Below are 20,939 nucleotides of genomic sequence, written 5' to 3'. Positions count from 1 at the left end.
CCGCCACCCCCACCACACGCGGCAAGCAGCAACACCCCGGCGGCGGCGCCGACGACACGTCTTCCCGACAACGGCAGCGGGTACTTCACCATGGGTCGGCCCCCCCGAGTCGATTCAAACGGATGAGCGGACTCTATCGGCCCGCTCACCCCTGCGAAGAGCTCTCTCCGGAAGGGAGCAGCGCCTGGCGCAGTGGCTCGCGCCAGGTGTCCGTTTCCGGGTCATAGGCGCCGAAGTCCGTGGCGAACTCCCAGTAGGCCCAGCTCATTCCCAGGCGGTCCGCCGTCTCCCGGACGCAGGCCGTCCAGCGGGCGCGGGAGTCCATGTCCGCTCGCTCGTATGCGCCGAACTCGCCGATGAACAGCGGGACTTCCATCGTCTCCGCCCAGTTCGCGGCGAGCGTCAGGTCGTCGGACACCGCCTTCCGGTCGGCTTCCTCGCCCCATGTCGTGCCGAGCCAGGGGGCGGAGTTGGCCACCCAGTGCGCGCCCTGATGCGTGAACGGGAACGGGGAGTAGTAATGGACCGTCACCAGCAGGTGGTCGTCGTCCGGGAGGTCGAGCTTCGGCAGTCCGTGGATGTCGTTCATCTCCGCCGAGCCGATGACCACCGTGCGCTCCGGGTTGGATTCCCGAACGGCGGCCAGCGCCTGACGCAGCAGCGCGTTCCAGCGCTCCGGGGTCAGGGCCGCGCGGGGCTCATTCAGGAGTTCGAAGCAGAGGCGGTCCGGGCGGTCGGCGTAGCGCGGGGCGATCTGGTGCCACAGCGCCAGGAACCGCTTGGTCTGTGCGTCCGGCGCGTCGTTCAGCGCGTGGTAGTGGTGCACGTCCAGCACCACGTTCAAGTCCCAAGCCAGGGCCTCGTCGATCGCCCGGTCGACGCGCTGGAAGAAGTCCTCCTCGATCGTGAACGGAGCACCCTCCGCCGCGTGTGCCGACCACGCCACCGGGAGCCGCACCGTGTCGAAGCCGGCCGCCCTGATCGCGTCGAAGTACCTCGGCAGCGGCGGCAGCGCCCGGGGGGAGCTGTCCTGGGCGTCCAGGGCGTTGCCCAGGTTGATTCCCGAGCCGAGCGTCGCGGAGGGCAGGGTGGGGCGCGGCATGTGGTCTCCGATCCGGGGCGTGGCGGGCGCCACTTTATCCCCGGGCGGACACCCGGCCATAGACATCCAGGAGGGTGTCCAGGACGCCGTCGATGGTGAAGCTGTCCCGGACCAGTTCGAAGGCGGCTCGGGACGCCAGCTCGTTGGCCGCCGGGTCCAGGAGCTCCAGGACGGCGTCCCCGATCGCCCCGCCGTGCGGCACCACCCGGCCGGCGCCGGCGCGTTCGACGTCGGGGGCCAGGCCGGTGGTGGCCGTGACCACGACCGGGGTGCCCACGGACATCGACTCCAGGACGGAGACGGAGAACGCGTCCTGCACCGACGGCAGGACAAAGACGTCGGCGGCCCGGAGTTGGGCCATCACCCGGTCCCGGCCGTCGATCGCGCCGATCGAGTCCAGGGCGCCCCGGACGCCCAACTCCTCGGCCAGCGCGAGCGTTTCCGCCAGTCCCCCGGTGTCCGGGCCCGCCAGCACGAAACGCGCGTCGGGGTGCTTGGCCAGCACGGCCGGCATCGCGGCGACGAAGTCGCGCGGGCGCTTGCCCTCCTGGATCCGGGCCAGGTACAGCACGGTGGGCGGCCCGTCGGTGCGGCGCCGCTCGGTCCCCGCGGGCACCCCGTTGACCAGCCGGTACTGCGGGCCGATCGGCTCGGGCGCGACCACGGCCGCCGTCTCGCGCCGCTCCCGCTCGGTGAGGTACAGCACCGCGTCGGCCCGCCGCAGGACCCGCCGCACGCCGAGCGCGTCCACGAGCCGCGCCACCCGCTTCTCGGTCGGGTCGACCATCCCGTGGGTCTGGAGCACCAGCGGCGTCCCGGCTCGAACCGCGAGCAGTGCGAACGGCAGCGTTATCAGGTCCCGCATCAGATGGACATGAACGATGTCGGCCGAGCGAACGAACTCCCAGGCGCGCGCGAGCAGTTGGGGCGAGGTGATGCCGCTGACCTCGAAGCGCGGCAGCACGTGCCGCGCATGGAAGAGCCGGACCGGCACCCCCTCCACCTCCCGCGGCAGCTCCGCCCCGCCGAACCCGTCCCCCAGCGCCACCAGCACGGCCCGCTCCCCGCGCTCGCGCAGCCCCCGGACCTGACTCAGAGCGACGCGCGTGGGCCCGCCGAACTCGTGCGTGGGCGTGTGCAGCGTCACGACATGCAGCACCTTCATGGCACCGTCCCCTCCCCGGATCGAGCTCCCCAGCTCGCCTGTGCACAAGATAGAGATACACTTATTAAAAGTGTAGACCTCATTACAGCCGAGCAGGGAGTTCCGGCGTGCGCAAGCCCGCGGAGATGTTCGACCGTGACCGGGAGTGGTCAGCACTCGACCGCTTTGTGACCGATGAGCAGCCGGGAGCGACCCTGGGTGTCGTCTCGGGTCGGCGCCGCCAGGGCAAGACCTTCCTCCTGGACGCGATCTGCCGGGCGGCCGACGGCTTCTACTTCGGCGCGACCGAGGCCACGGACGCGGTGTCGTTGCGCCGCATGAGCGCCGCTCTCACCGAGTACGCCAAGCCGGCGACCGCGTACCACTTCGCCGACTGGTCCGAGGTGGCGGACGCGCTGCTGTCCCTGGGCCGGGAGCGCCCGGTGCCCGTGGTCATCGACGAATTCCCCTACCTCGCCAAGGCCAACCCGGAGCTGCCGTCGATCCTCCAGCAGGCGTTCGGCCCACTGCGGGAGCAGCGCACCCAGTCCCGGACCAGGCTGCTGCTGTGCGGCTCGGCGCTCTCGTTCATGGGCAGGCTGCTGTCCGGTACGGCGCCGCTGCGCGGACGCGCCGGCCTGGAGCTGGTCGTGCCCACACTGGACCACCGGCAGGCCGCCCGGTTCTGGGGGGTCGACGACGACCCCCGGCTGGCGCTCCAGGTGCACGCGGTCGTCGGCGGCACCCCCGCGTACCGCCGCGAGTTCGCCCGGGGGGACGCTCCGGCCGGCCCGGACGACTTCGACGACTGGGTGATCCGCACCGTGCTCAACCCGGAAACGCCGCTGTTCCGCGAGGCCCGCTACCTGCTTGCCGAGGAACCCGATCTGCGGGACACCGCCCTGTACTTGTCCGTCCTCGGCGCGGTCGCGGAGGGCAACGCCACCCGCGGCGGCATCGCGGGACACCTGGGCCGCAAGGCGGTCGACATCGCCCACCCGATCAATGTACTGGAGGACGCCGGACTGCTCCGCCGAGATGCGGACGCCTTCCGGGAGAAGCGTTCGACCTACCAGATCGCCGAGCCCTTGATCGCCTTCCATCACGCGATCATGCGGCCGGTCTGGGACCAGTTGGAGCGCCCGGGGGCGGCGGAGCGCGTCTGGCAGGCGAGCCGGCGCCGGTTCACCAGCAATGTGCTCGGCCCGCACTTCGAACAGGTCTGCCGGGAATGGGCGTTGCATCACGCCGACCCCGAGCTCTTCGGCGGTCTGCCGGCACGCGTCGGCCACGGCACGGTCACGGATCAGGCGGCGCGCAGGAGTTACGAGGTCGACCTGGCCGTGGTGGGCATCCCGGACGGAGCCACCCGGCCGCCCCTGCTCGCCATCGGCGAGGCCAAGTGGAACGACACGATGGGCCTCGGCCACCTGGAACGCCTCGGCCGCGTCCGCGAAGCGATCACCCGCGCCGGTCGTTACGACACCGGCGGCACGCGATTGGTGCTGTGCGGCGGCGCGGGGTTCAACGAAGCGCTGCTGGAACGCGCCCGGAAGGACCGGGAAGTGGTGCTGGTCAGTCCCGCCGACCTGTACGGCGGTTGAACGCGCCCCCCTCCGGAGGGGGGCGCTGCCGCGCGGGCGGTCAAGCGATCACCTCGATCGGACACCGCACGCCACCGGCGCGCGCCAGGCGCGCGTCCGCCGTCACCAGCGCGCACTCGTACGCCTCAGCGGCCGCGACATAGGCCGCGTCGTACCCACTGACATTGCCTCTCAGCTCCCACATGCGGGGCATCAGGGAATCGGTCGGCACGACAGTGACCACCATGCGCGGGATGCCGGCGACAGCGCGCCGCGTGCGCTCATCGCTGAGCTTGCGGCCCAGCCAGAGGCCCCTGAGCGTACTGAAGACCTCGATTTTCCAGTGCTCCGGAACGACCCACACCGGGTCACGGGCCAGGACCGTTCGCGCGGCCTTGACCCGGGGCTCCGTCTCCGGGTCGGCGAACAGCAGCGCCGCGACCGACGCGTCGACCACGATCACGCGGCACCGCCGTGGCGCGCGCCCGGCGTCGTGTCGCGCTCGGCACGGGCAGCGTCCCGTGCCGCCACCACGTCCTCCACGGTGGGCCCGGGCTCACCGGGCCAGCTCTCGATTTCCTGGAGCAGGTCCAGATTCCTGGCGAACGACGCCTCGCGCATGACCAGTGCCAGCAGGAACCCTTGCAGGGACTGACCGTTCTCCCGGGCGCGAGCGGCCAGCGCGTCCCGTACTTCCTCCGGAACATCCCGGATCTGCAGTGCGACCATGCATGCATTTTACATGCAGCTCTGAATTCAGCGCACCCGCGCGACATCCGTCGTCGCCACCGGCAGCACCGGCAGCACCGGCAGTTCCCGCAGCCCCCGTACCGGTGAGCAGAACACCGGGAGGAACGCGCACGCCAGGCATGCGGCTCCCGCCCACACCGCCGCTCGTACGCCCGCCGTTTCGCCTATCAGGCCGCCGAGTGCCGCGCCGATGGCCAGGGCGCCGGTCAGGACGAAGCGGAAGGTGGCGTTCATGCGGCCGAGCAGGGGGGCCGGGGTCAGGTGCTGGCGCAGGGTGACGCCGAGGACGTTGTCGATGCCCGTCTTCGTCATGGCGGCCAGCCAGCCCGCGCCCGCCAGCCACAGCCAGGGGCCGTCGCCGACCAGCGCGACCGCGAGCGCGGCGGGGGCGAACCACAGGCCGGCCAGGCCCAGGGTGCGGCCGTGGCCGAGGCGGGCGGCCAGGCGGCGGGCGAGGGCCGCGCCGAGCAGGATGCCCACGCCGCCGGCCGCCCAGTACATCCCCAACGCACCGGCAGGCAGGCCGAGTTCGCGGGTGAACAGCACCGGCAGCATGGCGTTGATCATCTGTGCGCCCAGGTTGGTCAGCCCCGCGGTGAGCGCCAGCGCGCGGAGCTCGCGGCTGCCGAGGACGTGGCGCAGCCCCTCCCCGATCTCGGCCCGCAGGTCGCGCCCGGCGGCCGGGGCCGGGGCGGGCGCGAGGCGGGCGCCGACGCGGGTGAGGCCGGCGGCGGAGGCCAGGTAGGCGACGGCCCCGCCGAGAACCGCGAACGGCGCCGTGAAGAGCTGGACCAGGAAGCCGCCCGCGCCGCGGCCGGCGATGGTGGCGCCGGCCATCAGGCTCACCAGGGCGGAGTTCGCCCGCACCAGCCGTTCACGGCCGACCAGTTGGGGCAGAACGCTCTGCGAACCGACGTCGAAGAACACCGTCGCGCAGCCGGTCAGCAGCACCACCGCGTAGAGCTGCGCCAGCGACAGCACGTCCAGCCACCAGGCGATGGGGACCGAGGCGAACAGCACCGCGCGGGCCGCGTCCGCGACCACCAGCACCCGGCGGCCCGGCAGGCGGTCCACCCAGGCGCCCGCGGGCAGGCCAATGAGGAGGAACGCGGCCGTGGACAGCGCGGCCAGCGCGCCCGCCTGGCCGGGGCCCGCGCCGAGGGCGGTGACGGCGAGCAGCGGGATCGCCATATAGCCGACGTTGCTGCCGAGGTGGCTGAGCGCACCGGCGGCGAAGAGGATGCGGAAGTCGCGCAGCCGCCACGGTGAGGGGGGTGCTTCGGTCATGCCCGCCACCGTGCGCGACCGCCCTCCGTTCCCCCTATTGATTTACTCTGAGCTAAATGATCGAGATCGAGTTCAGCAGAGAGGACCTGGCCCGGACCCGCTTCGCGCTGTCCCCGCTGTGGGAGGCGGTCGCCAGCATCCGGATGCTCAAGGGCGCCGACGAGCAGGGTCTGCATGCCGCGTGGGTCCACCGGGTGCGCCACCAACTGGCCGCCGCGAGCACCGACTTCGGCCCGCTGTTCGACCTCGTGCCGGTGCCCGCCCGCTCGCCGTGGGCGGGCAGCGTCCCGGGGTTCCTCTGCCCGCCGCCCACCACGCCGCTGCCCTCGCTGGACGTCGAGCTGGCCACGGTCCGCGCCACCCCGCCCGCGCTGCTGCGCACAACTGCCGAGGTGCCGCCCGCACGCCTGGCCGCGCTGCGGGCCGACCCCACGGCCGGGCTCGCCCGGCTTGCCGAGCTGATCGAGGCGTACTGGGAGCTGGCGCTGGCCCCGTACTGGCCGCGCGTCCTCGCCCTGCTGGAGGGCGACATCCGCTACCGCGCCGGGCGGCTGGTCGAGGGCGGGGCCCAGCACCTGTTCGCCGACCTCGATCCGCAGGTCACCTGGGCCGGCGGAACACTGCACCTGGAGCACCGCACCGTGCGCGGCGCGCGCCAACTCGACGGCCGGGGCCTGCTGTTGGTGCCCTCCGCCTTCGTCTGGCCGCGCGTCTTCTCCGTGCTGAACGAGCCGTGGCAGCCGTCGCTGCGCTACCCGCCGCGAGCCGTCGGCACCCTCTGGCACGCCCGCCCGGCGCAGGTCTCCGAGGCGCTGGCCGGGGTGCTGGGCCGCTCCCGCGCGACCCTCCTGACCGAACTGGCCGCTCCCGCCTCGACCACCGAACTCGCCCGCCGCACCGGCCTGACCCCCGGCGGCGTCTCCCAGCACCTCACCGCCCTGCGCACCGCCGGTCTGGTCAGCGCCCACCGCGCGGGCCGGCAGGTCCTCTACGCGCGCACCCGTGCCGGACAGACGGTGATGGAAGCCGCCGGCGCGGGGCCACCGGCGGCTTGAAGCGCTCCGTCTCAGCGCCGTTCAAGATTCCGTCAAGCTCCCGGACCAGTGGGCTCCCCTAGGTTCGGCCTCATGCGCAGCGACAGAGGTTCATCGAAGAGGCTCCGCGCGTTCGGCCTGGCCGGCGCGGCGGTTTTCGGGCTGGCGCTGGTCCAGGCGCCGGCGAGCAGCGCGGAGGACGGAGCGGGCGGCGACGTGGGGACGCTGGCCACCTCCTATGTCGGGGACACCTGCAATCCGGAGGGAATCCGCGACTGTCTCTATCTGCACTACAACTCGTACGACGGGACCTACTTGGAACCCGAGGGCGCCTGCCACATGACCAATCGCAACATCTCCCGGCACTGGGGGATCGAGAACGGCAGCAACGACACGCGCTATGTGTTCCGCGACTACCAGCCCGCCGCGAATCCCGACTGCTGGGACGCCTCGGGGGACGGGCAGGGGCTGGTCAACAACGCGGCCTCCTACTTCAACGCGGACTGCGTCTCCTACCAGATCTACGCCGGGAACTCCGGCCAGGGCCACTCGCAGATGCTCAGGTACGGCAACGAGCTCGGCGGCCCCCTGGCCAGCGGCATCAAGAACGACAACCAGTCCCACTACACGCGATCGGGGTGCTGATGATGACCATCAGGCGGGTAGCGGTGCCGGCCGGGCTGGTGCTGGCACTGGCACTGGCGGCGGGGACGGCGATCGCGAACGAGGGCGGAAGCGACAACGCGGCCGAGACGGAGACGGGGACGGAGACGGCGGCGGTCGAGCTGGTCAACGAGGGTTGGCCCGCGCCCATGGCCGCCTCCGGACCGGCCGAGGGTCTGGTGCTGCCGCTGGAGGACTACCTCATCCCCTACCAGGACCAGGTGGCCTGGGAGACCGCGCGGCGGACGGTGGAGCAGGAGTGTGTGACCGAGCGCGGGCTGCGCTGGTTCGCGCCGGTGACCTACGTCGATCCGAGCATCCCCTACAACACCATGAACACCCCGCGCCGTTACGGCATCACCGTCCTGGCGGACGCGGAGCAGTACGGCTACGAGCTGCCGCCGCTCGACACCGCCGCCGCGACCAGCCGGTCGGCGGAGGCCACCGACACCGAGATCGCCGTGCTGACGGGCCGGACGGACGACGGTCAGGAGGTGGCGGAGGTCGACGGAATCGAGGTGCCCGAGGGGGGCTGCTACGGCGAATCCGCCCGGACCGTCGGTGAGTTGGACGAGGAGCTGGCCAACGAGCTGGCGGGGCAGGCCATGGAGGCGTCCGAGACGCACCCGGACGTGGTGGCCGCCATCGCCGACTGGTCCGCGTGCATGGCCGGGCACGGCTTCACGGTAGCCCACCCCTATGAGGCGTCGGAGATCACCACCGCCCCGGCCACGGAGGTCGCGGTCACCGACATCGGCTGCAAGGAGGAAGTCGGCCTGGTGGACACGTGGTTCGCGGTGGAGTCGGCGATTCAGGAGGACCTGATCAACGAGCACCGGGCCGCGCTGGACGGTGAGCGGGAGCAGAACGCCGAGGTGCTGGCCACCGCCGAAGCCCTCCGGTAAGTAACCACCCGCCCGCGGGCCCTCCGGCGCAAACCCGCCGGAGGGCCCGCCCCTTGCCTCCCCTGACCGATTTTCGGCCGTCACCGGGACGTCATCGCAGCGGGGGGCGTAGGACAGCTTGACTCCCCAGCATCGGGGCGAAGTTGTTCGCCTCACCGCTGGAGGACACCCATGTCACGATCCGCCCGGTCATTCTCCCGTCGGGGAGTTCTGGGAGTCGGCGGTGCGGGGGCCGCCGCAGTGCTGCTCGGAACGGGAGCCTGGAACGCCTCGGCCGCGTACGCCGCTCCGGCCCAGGGGGGCAATCCGTTCACCCTCGGTGTGGCCTCGGGCGATCCGCTGTCCGACGGCGTCGTGCTGTGGACGCGGCTGGCACCCGACCCGTTCGCGGCCGACGGCAGCGGCGGGATGCCGGCGCGGCCGGTGCGGGTGGAGTACGAGGTGGCGCGGGACGAGCGGTTCCGGTCCGTCGTCAGGCGCGACAGCGTGGTGGCCACCCCGGAACTCGGCCATTCCGTTCATCCCGAGATCCGGGGCCTGGCGCCGGACCGCGAGTACTTCTACCGGTTCCGCACCGGCGGGGAGGTCTCACCGGTCGGCCGGACCCGGACCATGCCCGCGCCCCACAGCAGGCCGCGCGAGCTGAACTTCGCGTTCGCCTCGTGCCAGGCGTGGCAGGACGGGTACTACACGGCGTACGAGCACATGGCCGCCGAGGACCTGGACTTCGTCGTCCACCTCGGGGACTACCTCTACGAGTACGGCGTGGCCACCAACAAGCGTGGCGTGACCGTGGACGCGCGGTTCCACGGCGAGACGTTCGACCTGGCCCGCTACCGGCTCCAGTACGCGCTGTACAAGACGGAGGCGCCGTTGCAGCAGGCGCACGCCCGTTTCGCGTGGATCATGACCATCGACGATCACGAGGTAGAGAACAACTGGGCGAGTGACATCTCCCAGGCCGACACCGAACCGGACCAGGACCCGGCGGTGTTCCGGCAGCGGCGGGCGGCGGCGTTCCAGGCGATGTACGAGAACATGCCGCTCCGGCGGCAGCAGATGCCCAACGGGCCCGACGTGCGGCTGCACCGCCGGCTGTCGTACGGCAGGCTGGCCGACCTCACCATGCTCGACACCCGGCAGTACCGTGACGACCAGCCCTGCGGCGACGGCACCTCGGCCACCTGCACGGACCGGTTCGACGAGAACCGCACGCTGCTGGGCGCGGAACAGCGGGAGTGGCTGCTCAACGGCTTCAGCCGGTCGGACGCCCGATGGCAGATCCTCGGCAACCAGGCCCCGATGGGACAGACCGACCTGGACGCCAGTGCGGAGACGACGCAGATCTTCCTCGACCCGTGGGACGGCTACGTGGCCGACCGGGACCGGGTGCTGGCGGCTGCCCAGGACCGCGGCGTGCGGAACCTGGTGGTGATCACCGGCGACCGGCACCAGAACTACGCGTGGGACCTCAAGCGGGACTTCACCGACCCGGACTCCCCGACCGTGGCCAGCGAGTTCGTCGGCACCTCCATCTCCAGCGGCGCCGACGGCGCGGACATGACGGCGGAGGGCGAGCGTTTCCTGGCGGCCAACCCGCACATGAAGTTCTTCAACGCGCAGCGCGGCTACGTCCGGGTCAACGTCACCGAGGAGCGGTGGCGCAGCGACTTCCGCGTGCTGCCGTACGTCACCCGGCCCGGCGCCCCGATCTCCACCCGGGCGAGCTACGTGGTGGAGGACCGGCGGCCGGGCGTGCAGGAGGGCTGACGCCAACCGGACGGCGGTCCTTCCCGTTCCCGGCGCGGAACGGGAAGGACCGCCGTCCCGGGGCAGGCGGCCGTTACCTCGTGCCCATGTCGACCGTCCAATAGTGGCCACCCGAACCGCCCTGGTGATGGCCGGTACCGGCCTCCTGGACCGAGCAGTTGAGGATCAGGTTGCGGTGGCCCCAGCTCCACGGCGCGTCGTCCTGCATCCAGAAACGCACCGCCGCCTCGGCTGTCGGGAATCCGGTGGCCACTATTTCCGCCCGAAAAGTGTTGTAGCCCGCCTGACTCATGGGCTCGCCGTCCTCCCAGACCAGTTTTCCGCTGGGTCCACGGTGCATGTTGACATCGCTGTTGACCCACTCGATGGGGCGGCTCGCCAGGAAGGTGTTGTGATCGCGGGCGACATCCCGTAGCCGCGGGGAAAGCTGGAAAGCATTGGCGCACGGGCTCATGGCGGCGCCCGAGGCATTCCCATTGGGCGGATACTTCTCCGGGTGTGCGCGCGCGTCGCTGATCACATCGAAGAGTTCCTGATCGCTCATGCTTTCCAGGCTAATTTCTCGCACGTGTGTCTTCCACTTGAACGCTGCGCACGGCCCGTGCGTTGTGCACCGGCTCCGGTCCCCCCGCCGCGCGAGCGGGGGACCGGAACGGTGGGGGTCAGGACGCCGTGACCGTGTCCACGAACGCCTGCCAGGCGGCGGCGGGCACGACGAGCGCCGCACCCTCGGGACGCTTGGAGTCGCGCACCGGCACCACACCCGCGTCGGCGGCGAAGGTCCGCGCGAACTCCACACAATTCCCGCCCTCGCCATTGCTGTAGCTGGACTTCTCCCACACCGCGCGGGACAGGTCAAAGGCGGCACTCATAGGGTGTACTCCTCCAGGATCTTGCGCATCAGGGCCAGCGATTCGGCCGGGGGCATCGCCTCCGCCCGCAGCCGATCGTAGACCTCCGTCGCGCGGTCCACCGACTCCTGGGCGTCGGTCAACTGCCCCCCGATCAGCGTGTCCGCGTAGACGATGCGCGACCGGTCGGCGAAGGTCAGCAGGGTGAAGCTCTCGGCCGCAGGCGGGGCGCCCGCGCCGAACGGCAGGATCTGGACGATGGTGTTGGGCGTCTGGGCGTCCTGGATGAGCTGCTCCAACTGCTCGCGCATCACCGAGGGGGTGTCGCCCACCATGGTGCGCAGGGTGCTCTCGTGCAGGACCACCCAGAGCAGCGGCGGGTTTTCGCGCTTCAGGATCTCGCGGCGCCGGTAGCGCGCCTCGGCCTTGGCCTGGATCAGATCGTCCGCCTCGCGCGGGCGGGCCGCGCGGATGACCGCCCGGGCGTAGGCGGGGGTCTGGAGGATGCCCGTCACCAGACTGGCGTTGTAGTCCAGGATGGTGACCGCCTCGCGCTCCAGCTTGACGTACGGCTGGAACCAGGAGGCGTGCCCCCGCTTGGTCACCCGCTCCCGCAGCCGCACGAACAGCCCGTTCGTTCCGAACGCCTTGTCGCAGCCGCACATGAACTGCTCGCTGGGCAGCACCGCCCCCGCTTCCACCTTGCTGACATAGCTCTCCGAGTAGCCCGTGGCCTTGCCCAGATGCTTTTGCGTCAGCTTGCGGCCCTCCCTGGCTTCTTTGATCTCGACACCGAGATAACCAAGGTCATTCAAGTTCCCCGCGGGAACCTCGTCGTCAGCCACGGTGACCTCCCCTCATCACGTACCGTCACGCTCGCCGGGCCGGACCGTTCCTCTTCATGTCCCGCGTCGCGACCCGTTTCGTGCTGATCTAGTAGTGCCCCGAGCACACAGAGTACTCACTCGAACAGACGGATTTTCGCCCCCGGAGGGTCAGATGACGGATGCGCCACCCCCCTCTCCACCGCCCCAGCCGCCCCAAACACCGCAGCAGGACGGGGAGGAGAGCCCGACGCTCGCACAGTTGCGCGAGAAGGTCCGGGAGGCCAACGCCGCCAGCGAGGCCAACGTACTGAGCAAGGGCGGTGCCGCGCGGTGAACGGGGTGCTGATGGCGATAGAGGTGGACGCGGCCACGATCAGGATCGGCGATCAACTCATGATCGGCGGACAGGCGTTCACCGTCCTGGACATGGTGACGATGGGCGTCGACGTGAAGCGGCTGCACTTCGCCTCGGGCGAGACGTTCACCATGCGGCGCGACACCGTGCTGTGGGCGACGCGCCGCATCGACCCCCGGCTCAGGCGTCGTGGGCGGGCAGGGTTTTTTCCAGGAGGGTGACGGCGTACCGCTTGCCGTCGATGGCGCGCTTGCCCTGCTGTTCGCCCACCGCCGTGTAACCGGCCTCCTGGTAGTACGTGCGCAGCCGGGGGTTGGTGGCGAGGCAGTCCAGCCTGGCGAGCGGGCGCCCCCACGCCCCGATGCGGCGTTCGGCCTCGGCCAGCATCCGCCGCCCGGCGGCGGGCGGCGCGGTGCGGCGGTCGATCATCAGCCGGTGGATGTACCCGGCGACGGGCGGCTGTTCGCCCCAGGCGCCGGGGTCGTCCCACCACAGCTCCCAGGCCCCGACGAGCGGTCCGTCCGGCCCGATGGTGGCGAGCCACACCTCCCCCTCGCGCAGCCGCGCCCGGAAGTGGTCCTCGCCCAGCTCCCCCGGCCGCCACTGGTCGATCCCGCGCTCCATCTGCCAGCGTGCGGCCGTGTCCCGCAGCCGCACCAGCTCGGCCAGGTCGCCGTCCTCCGCCTGCCGGTACGAGAGCGCGGACGGTCCGGACAAGGTTTCGATCATGAGGCTCATCCTGCCCCACGAAGCCCGTGGGGTCACCGGATCGGACGGAGCGGGCGTTCCAGCGGCGGGTCAGTGGACGTATCAGCGCCTGGTCAGGATTTATCAAGTCCGCTCCCACAGACTCACATGAGCCCGGTTGCGCTCAGCCACCAACGGACCGGAAGGGGAACAATGGCACACCGGCACAGACCCCGGGGAACCCGACTCCTGGCGACGGCGGCCGTCGCCACCACACTCGCCCTGGGACTCCTCCAGGCGCCGGCGTCCCACGCGGACGACGGGAACGACGTGGGGGCACAGGCCACGATCAACGTCGGCGACACCTGTGACGAGGCGGGCATCCGCGACTGCCTGCTCCTGCACTACAACTCGTATCCGGCGGGCAGCGCGCCCAACTCCGCGTGCCACGCGAGCAACCGGAATCTGGGCAATCACCGTGGCCAGGAGGACGGGAGCAACTACCTGGCCTATGTGTTCCGGACCGGTTACGGTCCCGGCTGCCACAACGAAAGCGGATACAACGAGCGGCTGGTGAACAACGCCGCCTCCTTCAACAACCGGGACTGTGCCAACTTCCAGATCTACGCCGGCACTTTCGCCACGGGCCACTCCCGGATGGCCTACCACAACACCATCGGGCAAATGGGCACCGACCTCAAGAACAACAATGAATCCCACTATGCAAGGTCGGGTTGCTGATGCGAGGGCTGATGCGAGAGACGCGCGCCTGGGCCCGGATCGCCGTCCCGGGCGGGCTGGCGCTGGCGCTGGTCGCCGGCACCGCCGCCGTCGCCGCCACAAGCGGCGGCTCACCCGCCGACAGCACCGCGAGCGCCGGCGACGCCATGGCAGTGCGGCTCGTCGACGAGGGCTGGCCCAGTGCCGTTCCGGCCTCGGGGCTCGCGGAGGGGCTGTCGCTCCCGCTGGAGGAATACCTCATTTCCTACCCGGATCAAGTCGCCTGGGACACGGCGCGCCGGTCCGTCGAGCAGGAGTGCGTGACCGAGCGGGGGCTGCGCTGGTTCGCCCCGGTGCTGTACGCGGACCCGTCGTTCTCCTACAACACCATGAACACCCCGCGCCGTTACGGGATCACGGTCCTGGAGGACGCCCAGCGTTACGGGTATGAACTGCCCGAGCCCGCGGAAGTCGCGACGGCGTCGGCGGAGGCGACCGACGCCGAGATCGCCGTCCTCACCGGGCGGACCGAGGCGGGCGAGACCGTCTCGGAGATCGACGGCATCGACGTGCCCGAGGGCGGCTGCGTCGGCGTGTCCGCCGAGACCGTGGGGATGCTGGACGAGACCCTGGCCAACGAGCTGGCCGGACAGTCCATGGAGGCGTCCCGGTCCCACCCCGACGTGGTCGCCGCCATCGGGACCTGGTCCGCCTGCATGGCGGAGGCCGGCTACGAGGTGGCCCACCCCTATGACGCGGGGACGCTCACCACCGCGCCCGCCCAGGAGATCGCCGTCACCGACATCGGCTGCAAGGAGCAAGTCGGCCTTGTCGAGACGTGGTTCGCGGTGGAGTCCGCCGTTCAGGAGGACCTGATCGGTGAGCACCGCGCCGCGCTGGAGGAGGAACAGGCGCGGAACGACGCCGTTCTGGCGGTCGCCGCTTCTCTCCAGTAACCCCGAGTGACCCGACAGGACCCTCCGGCCGCACCCCTGGCCGGAGGGCCTGTCACTGTGCGCAAGAAAGGGGAAGAAAGTGACATATCGGCATCGATTGCGCCGGAGACACCGGCTGTGGGGGACGGGCGTACTCGCCACCGCCCTCGCCGTCGGACTGCTTCAGGCACCCGCGTCCCGGGCCGACGAGGCGGGGCCCCAGTCCGTCTACGACATCTGGGACCAGCTCGAACCGGCCGCCCCGGCCGTGGAGCCCGCGCCCGAGGCGCCACCGTCCGTGGCGGAAGACGAGCGGGCCGAACTGCTCGGCGGTGACTGGGAGTCGTCGAACGACCGGGCCTGGACCACGACCGGGGACGTCACCGGCTTTCATCTCCTGGTCGCCGACGCGAGCGACGGCTACGCGTGGCGGACCGCCGCCACCCTGGCCGAGCCGGGCTTCGACGCCGACTCCTGGATCGGCAACGCGTGCGTGACCGGCGACGGCGAATGGGCCGTCGCCGTCTACGCGCCCCGCACCTTCACCAACGAACCGGAGCTGATGGCCCGGGGCGGGTTCACGGCCGTGGTGAACCTCGACTCGGGCGAGGTCACGAAGCTTCCGCAGCAGGCGTCGCTGTCCTACTACAACCCCGGCTGCGGCGTCGGGGACACCGCCGTGCTGACCCAGTCCGGCGGCGAGGACTTGAACGGCACCCGGCTGACCGTTCTCGACGTGCCCGGGGGCGAGCTGGCCGAGCCGGTCGAGGTCGAGGGGCAGGTCACCTCCGCCGTTCCCGTCGAGGACACCATCTACGCGGCGGGCGCGGGCGGCGTGGTCCGCGTCGGCGACGACGGCGAACTGACCGATGTGGCCGGCACCGACAACGTTCCCTACCGGCTCACACCGGACGCCGACGGCGGCCTGGTCTTCATGGACCACGACGGCGAGGAGACGGCGCGGGCCATGCGGCTCACCGGGCGGCAGCTCGACCGGGGCGGGGCCGAGCCGGCCACGCTGGCCGAGGGCCCGCTGACCGGCACCGGGCTGACGCGGACGGCCGCCGGGCAGGTCTGGCTGACCGGCGAGACGGAACAGGTGGCCGATGAACTGCCTGCGCAGGTCCGGGTGTTGCCCGATACCCCGCGCGAGGCGACGGCTTCCACCCGGGGTGAGGCGCTGATCGGCGGCGTGGCCTGGGCGGACGGCGGCGACTCCCGCACCACGGCCGAGGCCGAGTGGGGCGCGTCCCGCCCGGTGCGGGTGGACATGACGGCCATGGCCACCGAGGAGGACCTCGGCTTCACCGTCACCCCCGACCCCGTGGCCGCCACCGGCCCGGCCGAGGCCGAGCAGGACACCCCCGAGACCCTGGCCTCCCGCACCGAGGTGGTGGAGAGCGAGCGGACCTGCTCCGTGCCGCGCAACAGCCCCACCGACCAGGCGCTCCAGCCCAAGCCGCGCCAGGTGGAATGGGCGGTGGACCAGGCGATCAACAACACCCTGAACAACCACATCTCCCGCCCGGCGAACTGGAAGAACCTCGGCATGCCGGCCTACCAGCCGCAGTCCGCCGACATGTTCCCCCGGCCCGCGCTGGCCGGCGGCGGACGCGTGCCCGCGCAGGTCCTCCTCGGCGTCACCGCCCAGGAGTCCAACATGTGGCAGGCGTCCCGCTACACCGTGCCGGGTGTCACCGGGAACCCGCTCATCGGCAACTACTACGGCATCGACTACTACGACGGCGACTCCTCCAACGACTGGACGGTCGACTGGGCCGAGGCCGACTGCGGCTACGGCATCACCCAGGTCACCGACCACATGCGCCGCGCCGGGCACGAGGACGGCGGGCCGGCCGCCTGGCCGTACCAGAAGCAGCGCGCGGTCGCCCTGGACTACACCGTCAACATCGCGGCCGGGCTGAGCATCCTCTCCGAGAAGTGGAACCAGACCCGCAACGGCGGCCTGACCGTGAACAACGGGGATCCGGCCAAGCTGGAGAACTGGTTCTTCGCGTTGTGGGCCTACAACTCCGGCTACTACCCGCAGTCCCAGGCCGGACAGAACGGCGGCGCCTGGGGCGTCGGCTGGGCCAACAACCCGGCCAACCCCGAATGGGACCCGGCCCGCGACAACTTCATGGAGGACCGCTACGGCAACCCGCAGTACGCCGACGCTGCCCACCCGCAGGACTGGCCCTACCAGGAGAAGGTCCTCGGCTTCGCCGCGCACCCGCTGGAGGCCCTGGAGGCGCCCAACACCATGGTCGCCGGCTTCCGCGCCGCCTGGTGGAACGGCACCGAGGGCGACGCGCTGACCCCCGGCACCGCCAAGTACTACCGGGCCGGCGTCAAGCCGCCCATGACGCTCTTCTGCACCTCCGCCAACAACTGCGACCCGGGCGCGATCACCTCGCCGTCCGGCCCCTGTGAACGCTCCGACTACCGGTGCTGGTGGCACGCCCCGGTGACCTGGAAAGACGACTGTTCCTACACCTGCGGCAATGAACTGGTCCGGTTCAACTCCACCTATCCCGAGGAGCCCGACGGAACCGCCTATCCGCCCAACTGCGCCCTGGACGACATCCCGGCCAACGCGCTGATCGTGGACAACCTGGACGACGACGTGCCCTCCGTCCGCCCCGACTGTGACAAACCCTGGCACCAGGCGGGCACATACTCCGTCGACTTCGGGCCCGGCGAACTCAACGACAGCGGCCAGCGGGTGTGGCCGGCGAAGGTCGACTACCACCAGCTCGGCGCGGGCTTCGCCGCCGGATTCACCTTCGCCCACGGCCGCGAGCTGGACGTCCTGGGGCAGCGCCTGAACGTCGAGGCCACCTGGGCGTTCGACAACACGGTCAACAGCCCCGGCATCGTCGCCGTGCACCTGCCCGACCACGGTGCCCGCACCACCTACGCCCGCTACGAGATCGACACCGCGTACGGCACCGAGGTGCGCAGGATCAGCCAGTACGGCACGGGCAACCGCTGGGTCCTGCTGGGCGCGTTCATGTTCGACAACCAGCCGGTCATCCGGCTGGACAACTCGGTGCCCGGCGGCAACGGCGAGGACAACGTCGCCTTCGACGCCGCCATGGTGATCCCCGTCGACGGCGAGTTCGTCGAGGACACCGTGGAGGCGGTGGCCTACTTCGACGAGGACCAGAACCTCGACGCACACGGCTCCGCGGACTTCCTGGCCACCCCGTTCGCCGACCGGGGTTCGTTGTACGACTGGGCCATGGACCGGACCGGGGACGTGCTGGACCTGCCCGCCTGCACCACCCAGCAGACCAGCAGTTGCGCCGGTCCGGCCATGCGCGAGGCGATGCAAGCCTGGCGCACGCAAGTGGAGGAGGCCGGCACCCACCCCACCGACCATCCCGACGGCAGCAGCATCCCGGCTTGGCTGAACTTCTCCAATCCGGTCTCCCAACGCCCCATTTCCACCACCAGACCCGACTACTTCGACACGGACGACGGCTCCTACAAGATCCGCCAGAGCGTCACCGTGTCCTACATCGTGCTGGAGGACGGCTACATCCTGGACGGCACCGAGTACGCCGAGTTCGACGACCGGACCGGCGACACCCACCTGCCGCAGTTCGTCCGTGACATCTTCGACGCCATCGAGGAGGACTTCGGAATCGAGGAGCCCGACTTGACCTATAGCGCCACCGACATGAACGAACACGACGGGCGCGTCACCACCACGAGCACCAGCGCCACCGGCATCCTGCCCGGGCGTGCCTACGATCCGGTGGCCTCCGGCCCGTTGACGATCGACAGGCACGGGCAGCCCGCCTCGGACGCCGTTCCGGCGGAATGTGTGGCCGTCCAGTACACCTCGGGCGGATCCATCGGCTACCGCCCCGCGGTCAGTGACGAGGCACTCCTGCACCAGCCCGTGGGCAACTGGACAGCCGAGGTCCAGTCCGACCTCAACGTCCCCGCGCCGGTCTGGCTGGTCGCCTCGGACATCAGCCAGCACTTCTTCAACAGCGGCGCGTTGTCGCTGTTCCGCAACGCGCCGCCCATCTGGCAGGAACTGCACTTCTGGTCCTGCGCGGACGGCGGCATCAGAAAGCCCAGCGGATATTCCCTGCTGCGTTCCAGTTTCATGCCGGACCAGTACCTCTACCACGACGGCGTGGCCATGAACCTGGACGGCAACCAGACCGGCAGCGCCCACGTGTGGTCCGGTGACTTCCACTCCTTCTCCAACCCCGTGCCCGCCATCTCACCGATCGGGGATCCGTCGGACACCCCGTACGAGCGGTGCACCAACACCTCGGGGCACGGCGGCAACCCGTGGGGCATCGACATGTTCGACGCCGCGGGGGTCAATCCCGAGGGGCAGCACTGCACCAACGCCCCGTATCTCCACTGACGCGTCCCGGCGCGTCACCCCCCGGTGCCCGGGGCGGGGGTCAGGCCCCCGCCCCGGGCACCACCAGTCCCGACTCATAGGCGGCGACGACGGCCTGGGTGCGGTCGCGCAGCCCCAACTTGGCGAGAATCCGGCTTACATGGGTCTTCACCGTCTCCTCGCTGACGTGCAGACGCCCGGCGATCTCCGGGTTGGACAGGCCCTCCGCGATGAGCCGCAGCACCTCGGTCTCGCGGGGGGTCAGCGCGTCCAGGCGGACGGCGGGCCGGGAGGACCGCTTTCCGGGCCGGATCCGGGCGAACTCCGCGATCAGCCGCCGGGTCACGGTCGGCGCCAACAGCCCCTCACCAGCGGCCACGACGCGGACGGCGTCGAAGAGGCGTTCCGCCGTGACGTCCTTGAGGAGGAACCCCGCGGCGCCCGCGCCCAGCGCGTCGTAGACGTGCTCGTCCAGGTCGAAGGTCGTGAGCACGAGGACGCGGATGCCCGTCCCCGCCAGCCGCGCCGTCGCCTCGATGCCGTCCATGACCGGCATGCGGATGTCCATCAGCACCAGATCGGGGCGCAGTTGGCGGCAGACGCGGACGGCCTCGGCGCCGTCGGCAGCCGTGCCGACGACCGTGAAGTCGGCCTGGGTGGCGAGGAGTCCGGCGTATCCGGCGCGAACCACCTCGTGATCGTCGGCGATGACCAGGCGCAGGGGTGTCGTCACGGGTCCTCCCCCGCCGGGAGCGTGGCCTCGATGAGGAACCCCCCGCGCCGGGCCGGGCCCGCGCGGAGCGAGCCGCCGACCATCGCGGCCCGCTCGCGCATGCCCAGCAGCCCATGACCGGCGCCGTTCATGTCGCCGCCACTGGGGCCGTTGTCCCGGACGCGCAGGCGCAACGCGTCGTCGGCGTAGTGGAGTTCGACGTCGACCGCCGCGCCGGGGGCGTGCCGGCGGGCGTTGGTGAGGGCTTCCTGGACGATGCGGTAGGCGGTGAGTTCGACGCCCGGGCCCAGCGGACGGACCCGGCCCTCGACGATGAGACGGGTGGTGGCGGAGGAGGCGTCGCGGGCCTCGTCGACGAGCTCGCCGAGCTGTTCCAGGCCGGGTTGCGGGCGGCGTTCGGGCCTGGCCGCCCCGCCCGCGTCCTCGCGGAGCACGCCGAGCAGGCGGCGCATCTCGGTGAGCGCGGCGCGGGCGGTGTCGCCGATCGCCAGGAGCCGTTGCGCTCCGGCGTCGGGCAGGCCGGGCGTGGTCAGCCGGGCGGTCTCGGCCTGGACGGCGATCATCGAGATGTGGTGGGCGACGACGTCGTGCAACTCCCGTGCGATCCGCGCCCGTTCGCCGCGCGCCGCGTGCTCCAGCAGGGTGTCGGCGATGGCCCGCTCGGTGGCGCTGTGCGCGAGCGCGGTCTCCCGGGCCCGGCGGGCGAGGCCGGTGCCGGCCGCGGCGGCGGCGCAGGCGGCGACCAGGACGGCGTGGAAACGGGCCGGGGCGTCGGAGCCGCCCGGGGCGCTGATCGCGTAGGCCACGAAGGGCAGCGGCAGCAGGGCGGCAGGCACCCGGGGGCCGTGGCGGCCGGCCCGGTAGAGGCAGCCGACGACGCCGGCCAGCCCGGCCGCGGTCAGCACGTGGAACGGGGCGAGCGCGAGCATGCCCGCGGCGGTGGCGATCAGCGCGGACAGGGCGGGCGGCCCGCCCAGCGCGACAGGCGCCGTCGAGCCGAGGGCGAGCGACAGCGCCAGCGGCAGGCGCACATCGCCGTCCGCGCGCAGCAGCACCTCGCCCGCCGCGAGCAGCGCCAGCAGCGCGGCGGCCACCACCGGTGTCTCCGGCCGGCGCCAGGTCGTCCTCACCCTCACACGGGCCATTCTGACCTGCGGCGGTCCCGGTGAAGTCCCTCACGCGAGGGATACGAAGAGCGCTCCCCGGCGTGACGACCCGGCC

21 protein-coding genes are annotated in these 20,939 nt (G+C 71.4%); 10 read left to right on the top strand and 11 right to left on the bottom strand.

What is annotated here, in order from left to right:
* Nucleotides 1–145: 145 nt before the first annotated feature.
* Together RM590_RS18375 and RM590_RS18370 are read right to left on the bottom strand one after the other, a co-directional pair.
* Nucleotides 146–1,102 carry a glycoside hydrolase family 5 protein gene (locus tag RM590_RS18375; RefSeq protein ID WP_311705695.1) on the bottom strand — a complete coding sequence of 319 codons (957 nt, stop codon included), beginning with the start codon at nucleotides 1,100–1,102 and terminating at the stop codon, nucleotides 146–148.
* A gap of 34 nt (nucleotides 1,103–1,136) precedes the next feature.
* On the bottom strand, nucleotides 1,137–2,267 hold the full coding sequence (locus tag RM590_RS18370; RefSeq protein ID WP_311705694.1) for a glycosyltransferase: 1,131 nt from the start codon (nucleotides 2,265–2,267) through the stop codon (nucleotides 1,137–1,139).
* A 107-nt stretch (nucleotides 2,268–2,374) separates the two neighbouring features.
* Between RM590_RS18370 and RM590_RS18365 the strand changes: the two genes are divergently transcribed.
* Nucleotides 2,375–3,850 (top strand): AAA family ATPase, encoded by a 1,476-nt coding sequence (locus RM590_RS18365; RefSeq protein ID WP_311705693.1) that lies wholly within the window; start codon nucleotides 2,375–2,377, stop codon nucleotides 3,848–3,850.
* 40 nt (nucleotides 3,851–3,890) lie between these two features.
* Here the strand turns inward: RM590_RS18365 and RM590_RS18360 are convergent, their stop codons facing one another.
* Genes RM590_RS18360 through RM590_RS18350 form a run of 3 tightly spaced genes read right to left on the bottom strand, consistent with a single transcriptional unit; the run spans nucleotide 3,891 to nucleotide 5,866 of the window.
* Nucleotides 3,891–4,292, bottom strand: a complete 402-nt coding sequence (locus tag RM590_RS18360) for a type II toxin-antitoxin system VapC family toxin (protein WP_311705692.1) — start codon at nucleotides 4,290–4,292, stop codon at nucleotides 3,891–3,893.
* A complete protein-coding gene (locus RM590_RS18355) occupies nucleotides 4,289–4,558 on the bottom strand; it encodes a FitA-like ribbon-helix-helix domain-containing protein (protein WP_311705691.1) in 270 nt (89 codons plus the stop codon). The genes RM590_RS18360 and RM590_RS18355 overlap by 4 nt, the downstream gene beginning before the upstream one ends.
* A 27-nt stretch (nucleotides 4,559–4,585) precedes the next feature.
* A complete protein-coding gene (locus RM590_RS18350) occupies nucleotides 4,586–5,866 on the bottom strand; it encodes an MFS transporter (protein ID WP_311705690.1) in 1,281 nt (426 codons plus the stop codon).
* A gap of 56 nt (nucleotides 5,867–5,922) precedes the next feature.
* On the opposite strand from RM590_RS18350, the gene RM590_RS18345 reads away from it, so the two are divergent.
* From RM590_RS18345 to RM590_RS18330, 4 genes are all read left to right on the top strand, one after another.
* Nucleotides 5,923–6,921 carry an ArsR/SmtB family transcription factor gene (locus tag RM590_RS18345; RefSeq protein ID WP_311705689.1) on the top strand — a complete coding sequence of 333 codons (999 nt, stop codon included), beginning with the start codon at nucleotides 5,923–5,925 and terminating at the stop codon, nucleotides 6,919–6,921.
* Nucleotides 6,922–6,993: 72 nt separating this feature from the next.
* Nucleotides 6,994–7,545: a hypothetical protein gene (locus tag RM590_RS18340; RefSeq protein ID WP_311705688.1), complete on the top strand. Its 552-nt coding sequence runs from the start codon at nucleotides 6,994–6,996 to the stop codon at nucleotides 7,543–7,545.
* Nucleotides 7,545–8,468, top strand: coding sequence for a hypothetical protein (locus tag RM590_RS18335; protein ID WP_311705687.1), 924 nt, complete (start codon nucleotides 7,545–7,547; stop codon nucleotides 8,466–8,468). Before RM590_RS18340 ends, RM590_RS18335 begins: the two co-directional genes overlap by 1 nt.
* A gap of 171 nt (nucleotides 8,469–8,639) precedes the next feature.
* Nucleotides 8,640–10,238, top strand: a complete 1,599-nt coding sequence (locus tag RM590_RS18330; protein ID WP_311705686.1) for an alkaline phosphatase D family protein — start codon at nucleotides 8,640–8,642, stop codon at nucleotides 10,236–10,238.
* 73 nt (nucleotides 10,239–10,311) lie between these two features.
* Here RM590_RS18330 and RM590_RS18325 read toward each other — a convergent pair whose 3' ends face one another.
* The 3 genes from RM590_RS18325 to RM590_RS18315 all read right to left on the bottom strand — a co-directional run bounded on the left by RM590_RS18325 (nucleotide 10,312) and on the right by RM590_RS18315 (nucleotide 11,934).
* The gene (locus RM590_RS18325) at nucleotides 10,312–10,782 is read right to left on the bottom strand and encodes a CAP domain-containing protein (protein ID WP_311705685.1); all 471 of its coding nucleotides are present in this window, start codon (nucleotides 10,780–10,782) and stop codon (nucleotides 10,312–10,314) included.
* A gap of 118 nt (nucleotides 10,783–10,900) precedes the next feature.
* Nucleotides 10,901–11,110, bottom strand: a complete 210-nt coding sequence (locus RM590_RS18320; protein WP_311705684.1) for a DUF397 domain-containing protein — start codon at nucleotides 11,108–11,110, stop codon at nucleotides 10,901–10,903.
* Complete coding sequence (locus tag RM590_RS18315; protein ID WP_311705683.1) at nucleotides 11,107–11,934, bottom strand: helix-turn-helix domain-containing protein; 828 nt, start codon at nucleotides 11,932–11,934, stop codon at nucleotides 11,107–11,109. The genes RM590_RS18320 and RM590_RS18315 overlap by 4 nt, the downstream gene beginning before the upstream one ends.
* A 154-nt stretch (nucleotides 11,935–12,088) precedes the next feature.
* Between RM590_RS18315 and RM590_RS18310 the strand changes: the two genes are divergently transcribed.
* Both RM590_RS18310 and RM590_RS18305 read left to right on the top strand, forming a co-directional pair.
* Nucleotides 12,089–12,250, top strand: coding sequence for a hypothetical protein (locus RM590_RS18310; RefSeq protein WP_311705682.1), 162 nt, complete (start codon nucleotides 12,089–12,091; stop codon nucleotides 12,248–12,250).
* Nucleotides 12,247–12,492 carry a hypothetical protein gene (locus tag RM590_RS18305; RefSeq protein WP_311705681.1) on the top strand — a complete coding sequence of 82 codons (246 nt, stop codon included), beginning with the start codon at nucleotides 12,247–12,249 and terminating at the stop codon, nucleotides 12,490–12,492. The genes RM590_RS18310 and RM590_RS18305 overlap by 4 nt, the downstream gene beginning before the upstream one ends.
* On the opposite strand, the gene RM590_RS18300 is transcribed toward RM590_RS18305, so the two are convergent.
* A complete protein-coding gene (locus tag RM590_RS18300; protein WP_311705680.1) occupies nucleotides 12,452–13,000 on the bottom strand; it encodes an N-acetyltransferase in 549 nt (182 codons plus the stop codon). The genes RM590_RS18305 and RM590_RS18300 overlap by 41 nt on opposite strands.
* A gap of 171 nt (nucleotides 13,001–13,171) precedes the next feature.
* Here RM590_RS18300 and RM590_RS18295 point away from each other — a divergent pair, with 171 nt between their 5' ends.
* The 3 genes from RM590_RS18295 (at nucleotide 13,172) to RM590_RS18285 (ending at nucleotide 19,006) form a co-directional block, all read left to right on the top strand.
* A complete protein-coding gene (locus tag RM590_RS18295) occupies nucleotides 13,172–13,699 on the top strand; it encodes a hypothetical protein (protein WP_311705679.1) in 528 nt (175 codons plus the stop codon).
* 11 nt (nucleotides 13,700–13,710) lie between these two features.
* A complete protein-coding gene (locus RM590_RS18290) occupies nucleotides 13,711–14,634 on the top strand; it encodes a hypothetical protein (protein ID WP_311705678.1) in 924 nt (307 codons plus the stop codon).
* A 97-nt stretch (nucleotides 14,635–14,731) separates the two neighbouring features.
* Nucleotides 14,732–19,006: a golvesin C-terminal-like domain-containing protein gene (locus RM590_RS18285; protein WP_311705677.1), complete on the top strand. Its 4,275-nt coding sequence runs from the start codon at nucleotides 14,732–14,734 to the stop codon at nucleotides 19,004–19,006.
* Nucleotides 19,007–19,046: 40 nt separating this feature from the next.
* Here the strand turns inward: RM590_RS18285 and RM590_RS18280 are convergent, their stop codons facing one another.
* On the bottom strand, nucleotides 19,047–19,718 hold the full coding sequence (locus RM590_RS18280) for a response regulator transcription factor (protein ID WP_311705676.1): 672 nt from the start codon (nucleotides 19,716–19,718) through the stop codon (nucleotides 19,047–19,049).
* Nucleotides 19,715–20,863, bottom strand: coding sequence for a sensor histidine kinase (locus RM590_RS18275; RefSeq protein ID WP_394813894.1), 1,149 nt, complete (start codon nucleotides 20,861–20,863; stop codon nucleotides 19,715–19,717). Before RM590_RS18275 ends, RM590_RS18280 begins: the two co-directional genes overlap by 4 nt.
* Nucleotides 20,864–20,939 lie beyond the last annotated feature (76 nt).

The organism is Streptomyces litchfieldiae, assembly GCF_031845365.1.
Lineage (GTDB): Bacteria > Actinomycetota > Actinomycetes > Streptomycetales > Streptomycetaceae > Streptomyces > Streptomyces litchfieldiae.
Note: the sequence above shows the minus strand (reverse complement) of the source record. Positions and strands in the feature narration are given on the sequence as shown.

What these genes read in the sequence shown, in the direction of transcription:
- RM590_RS18325 (WP_311705685.1), bottom strand. Translation starts at nt 10,782, where the DNA reads ATGAGCGATCAGGAACTCTTCGATGTGATCAGCGACGCGCGCGCACAC.
- RM590_RS18320 (WP_311705684.1), bottom strand. Translation starts at nt 11,110, where the DNA reads ATGAGTGCCGCCTTTGACCTGTCCCGCGCGGTGTGGGAGAAGTCCAGC.
- RM590_RS18370 (WP_311705694.1), bottom strand. Translation starts at nt 2,267, where the DNA reads ATGAAGGTGCTGCATGTCGTGACGCTGCACACGCCCACGCACGAGTTC.
- RM590_RS18290 (WP_311705678.1), top strand. Translation starts at nt 13,711, where the DNA reads ATGCGAGAGACGCGCGCCTGGGCCCGGATCGCCGTCCCGGGCGGGCTG.
- RM590_RS18275 (WP_394813894.1), bottom strand. Translation starts at nt 20,863, where the DNA reads ATGGCCCGTGTGAGGGTGAGGACGACCTGGCGCCGGCCGGAGACACCG.
- RM590_RS18335 (WP_311705687.1), top strand. Translation starts at nt 7,545, where the DNA reads ATGATGACCATCAGGCGGGTAGCGGTGCCGGCCGGGCTGGTGCTGGCA.
- RM590_RS18300 (WP_311705680.1), bottom strand. Translation starts at nt 13,000, where the DNA reads ATGATCGAAACCTTGTCCGGACCGTCCGCGCTCTCGTACCGGCAGGCG.
- RM590_RS18345 (WP_311705689.1), top strand. Translation starts at nt 5,923, where the DNA reads ATGATCGAGATCGAGTTCAGCAGAGAGGACCTGGCCCGGACCCGCTTC.
- RM590_RS18350 (WP_311705690.1), bottom strand. Translation starts at nt 5,866, where the DNA reads ATGACCGAAGCACCCCCCTCACCGTGGCGGCTGCGCGACTTCCGCATC.
- RM590_RS18295 (WP_311705679.1), top strand. Translation starts at nt 13,172, where the DNA reads ATGGCACACCGGCACAGACCCCGGGGAACCCGACTCCTGGCGACGGCG.
- RM590_RS18375 (WP_311705695.1), bottom strand. Translation starts at nt 1,102, where the DNA reads ATGCCGCGCCCCACCCTGCCCTCCGCGACGCTCGGCTCGGGAATCAAC.
- RM590_RS18310 (WP_311705682.1), top strand. Translation starts at nt 12,089, where the DNA reads ATGACGGATGCGCCACCCCCCTCTCCACCGCCCCAGCCGCCCCAAACA.
- RM590_RS18330 (WP_311705686.1), top strand. Translation starts at nt 8,640, where the DNA reads ATGTCACGATCCGCCCGGTCATTCTCCCGTCGGGGAGTTCTGGGAGTC.
- RM590_RS18340 (WP_311705688.1), top strand. Translation starts at nt 6,994, where the DNA reads ATGCGCAGCGACAGAGGTTCATCGAAGAGGCTCCGCGCGTTCGGCCTG.
- RM590_RS18355 (WP_311705691.1), bottom strand. Translation starts at nt 4,558, where the DNA reads ATGGTCGCACTGCAGATCCGGGATGTTCCGGAGGAAGTACGGGACGCG.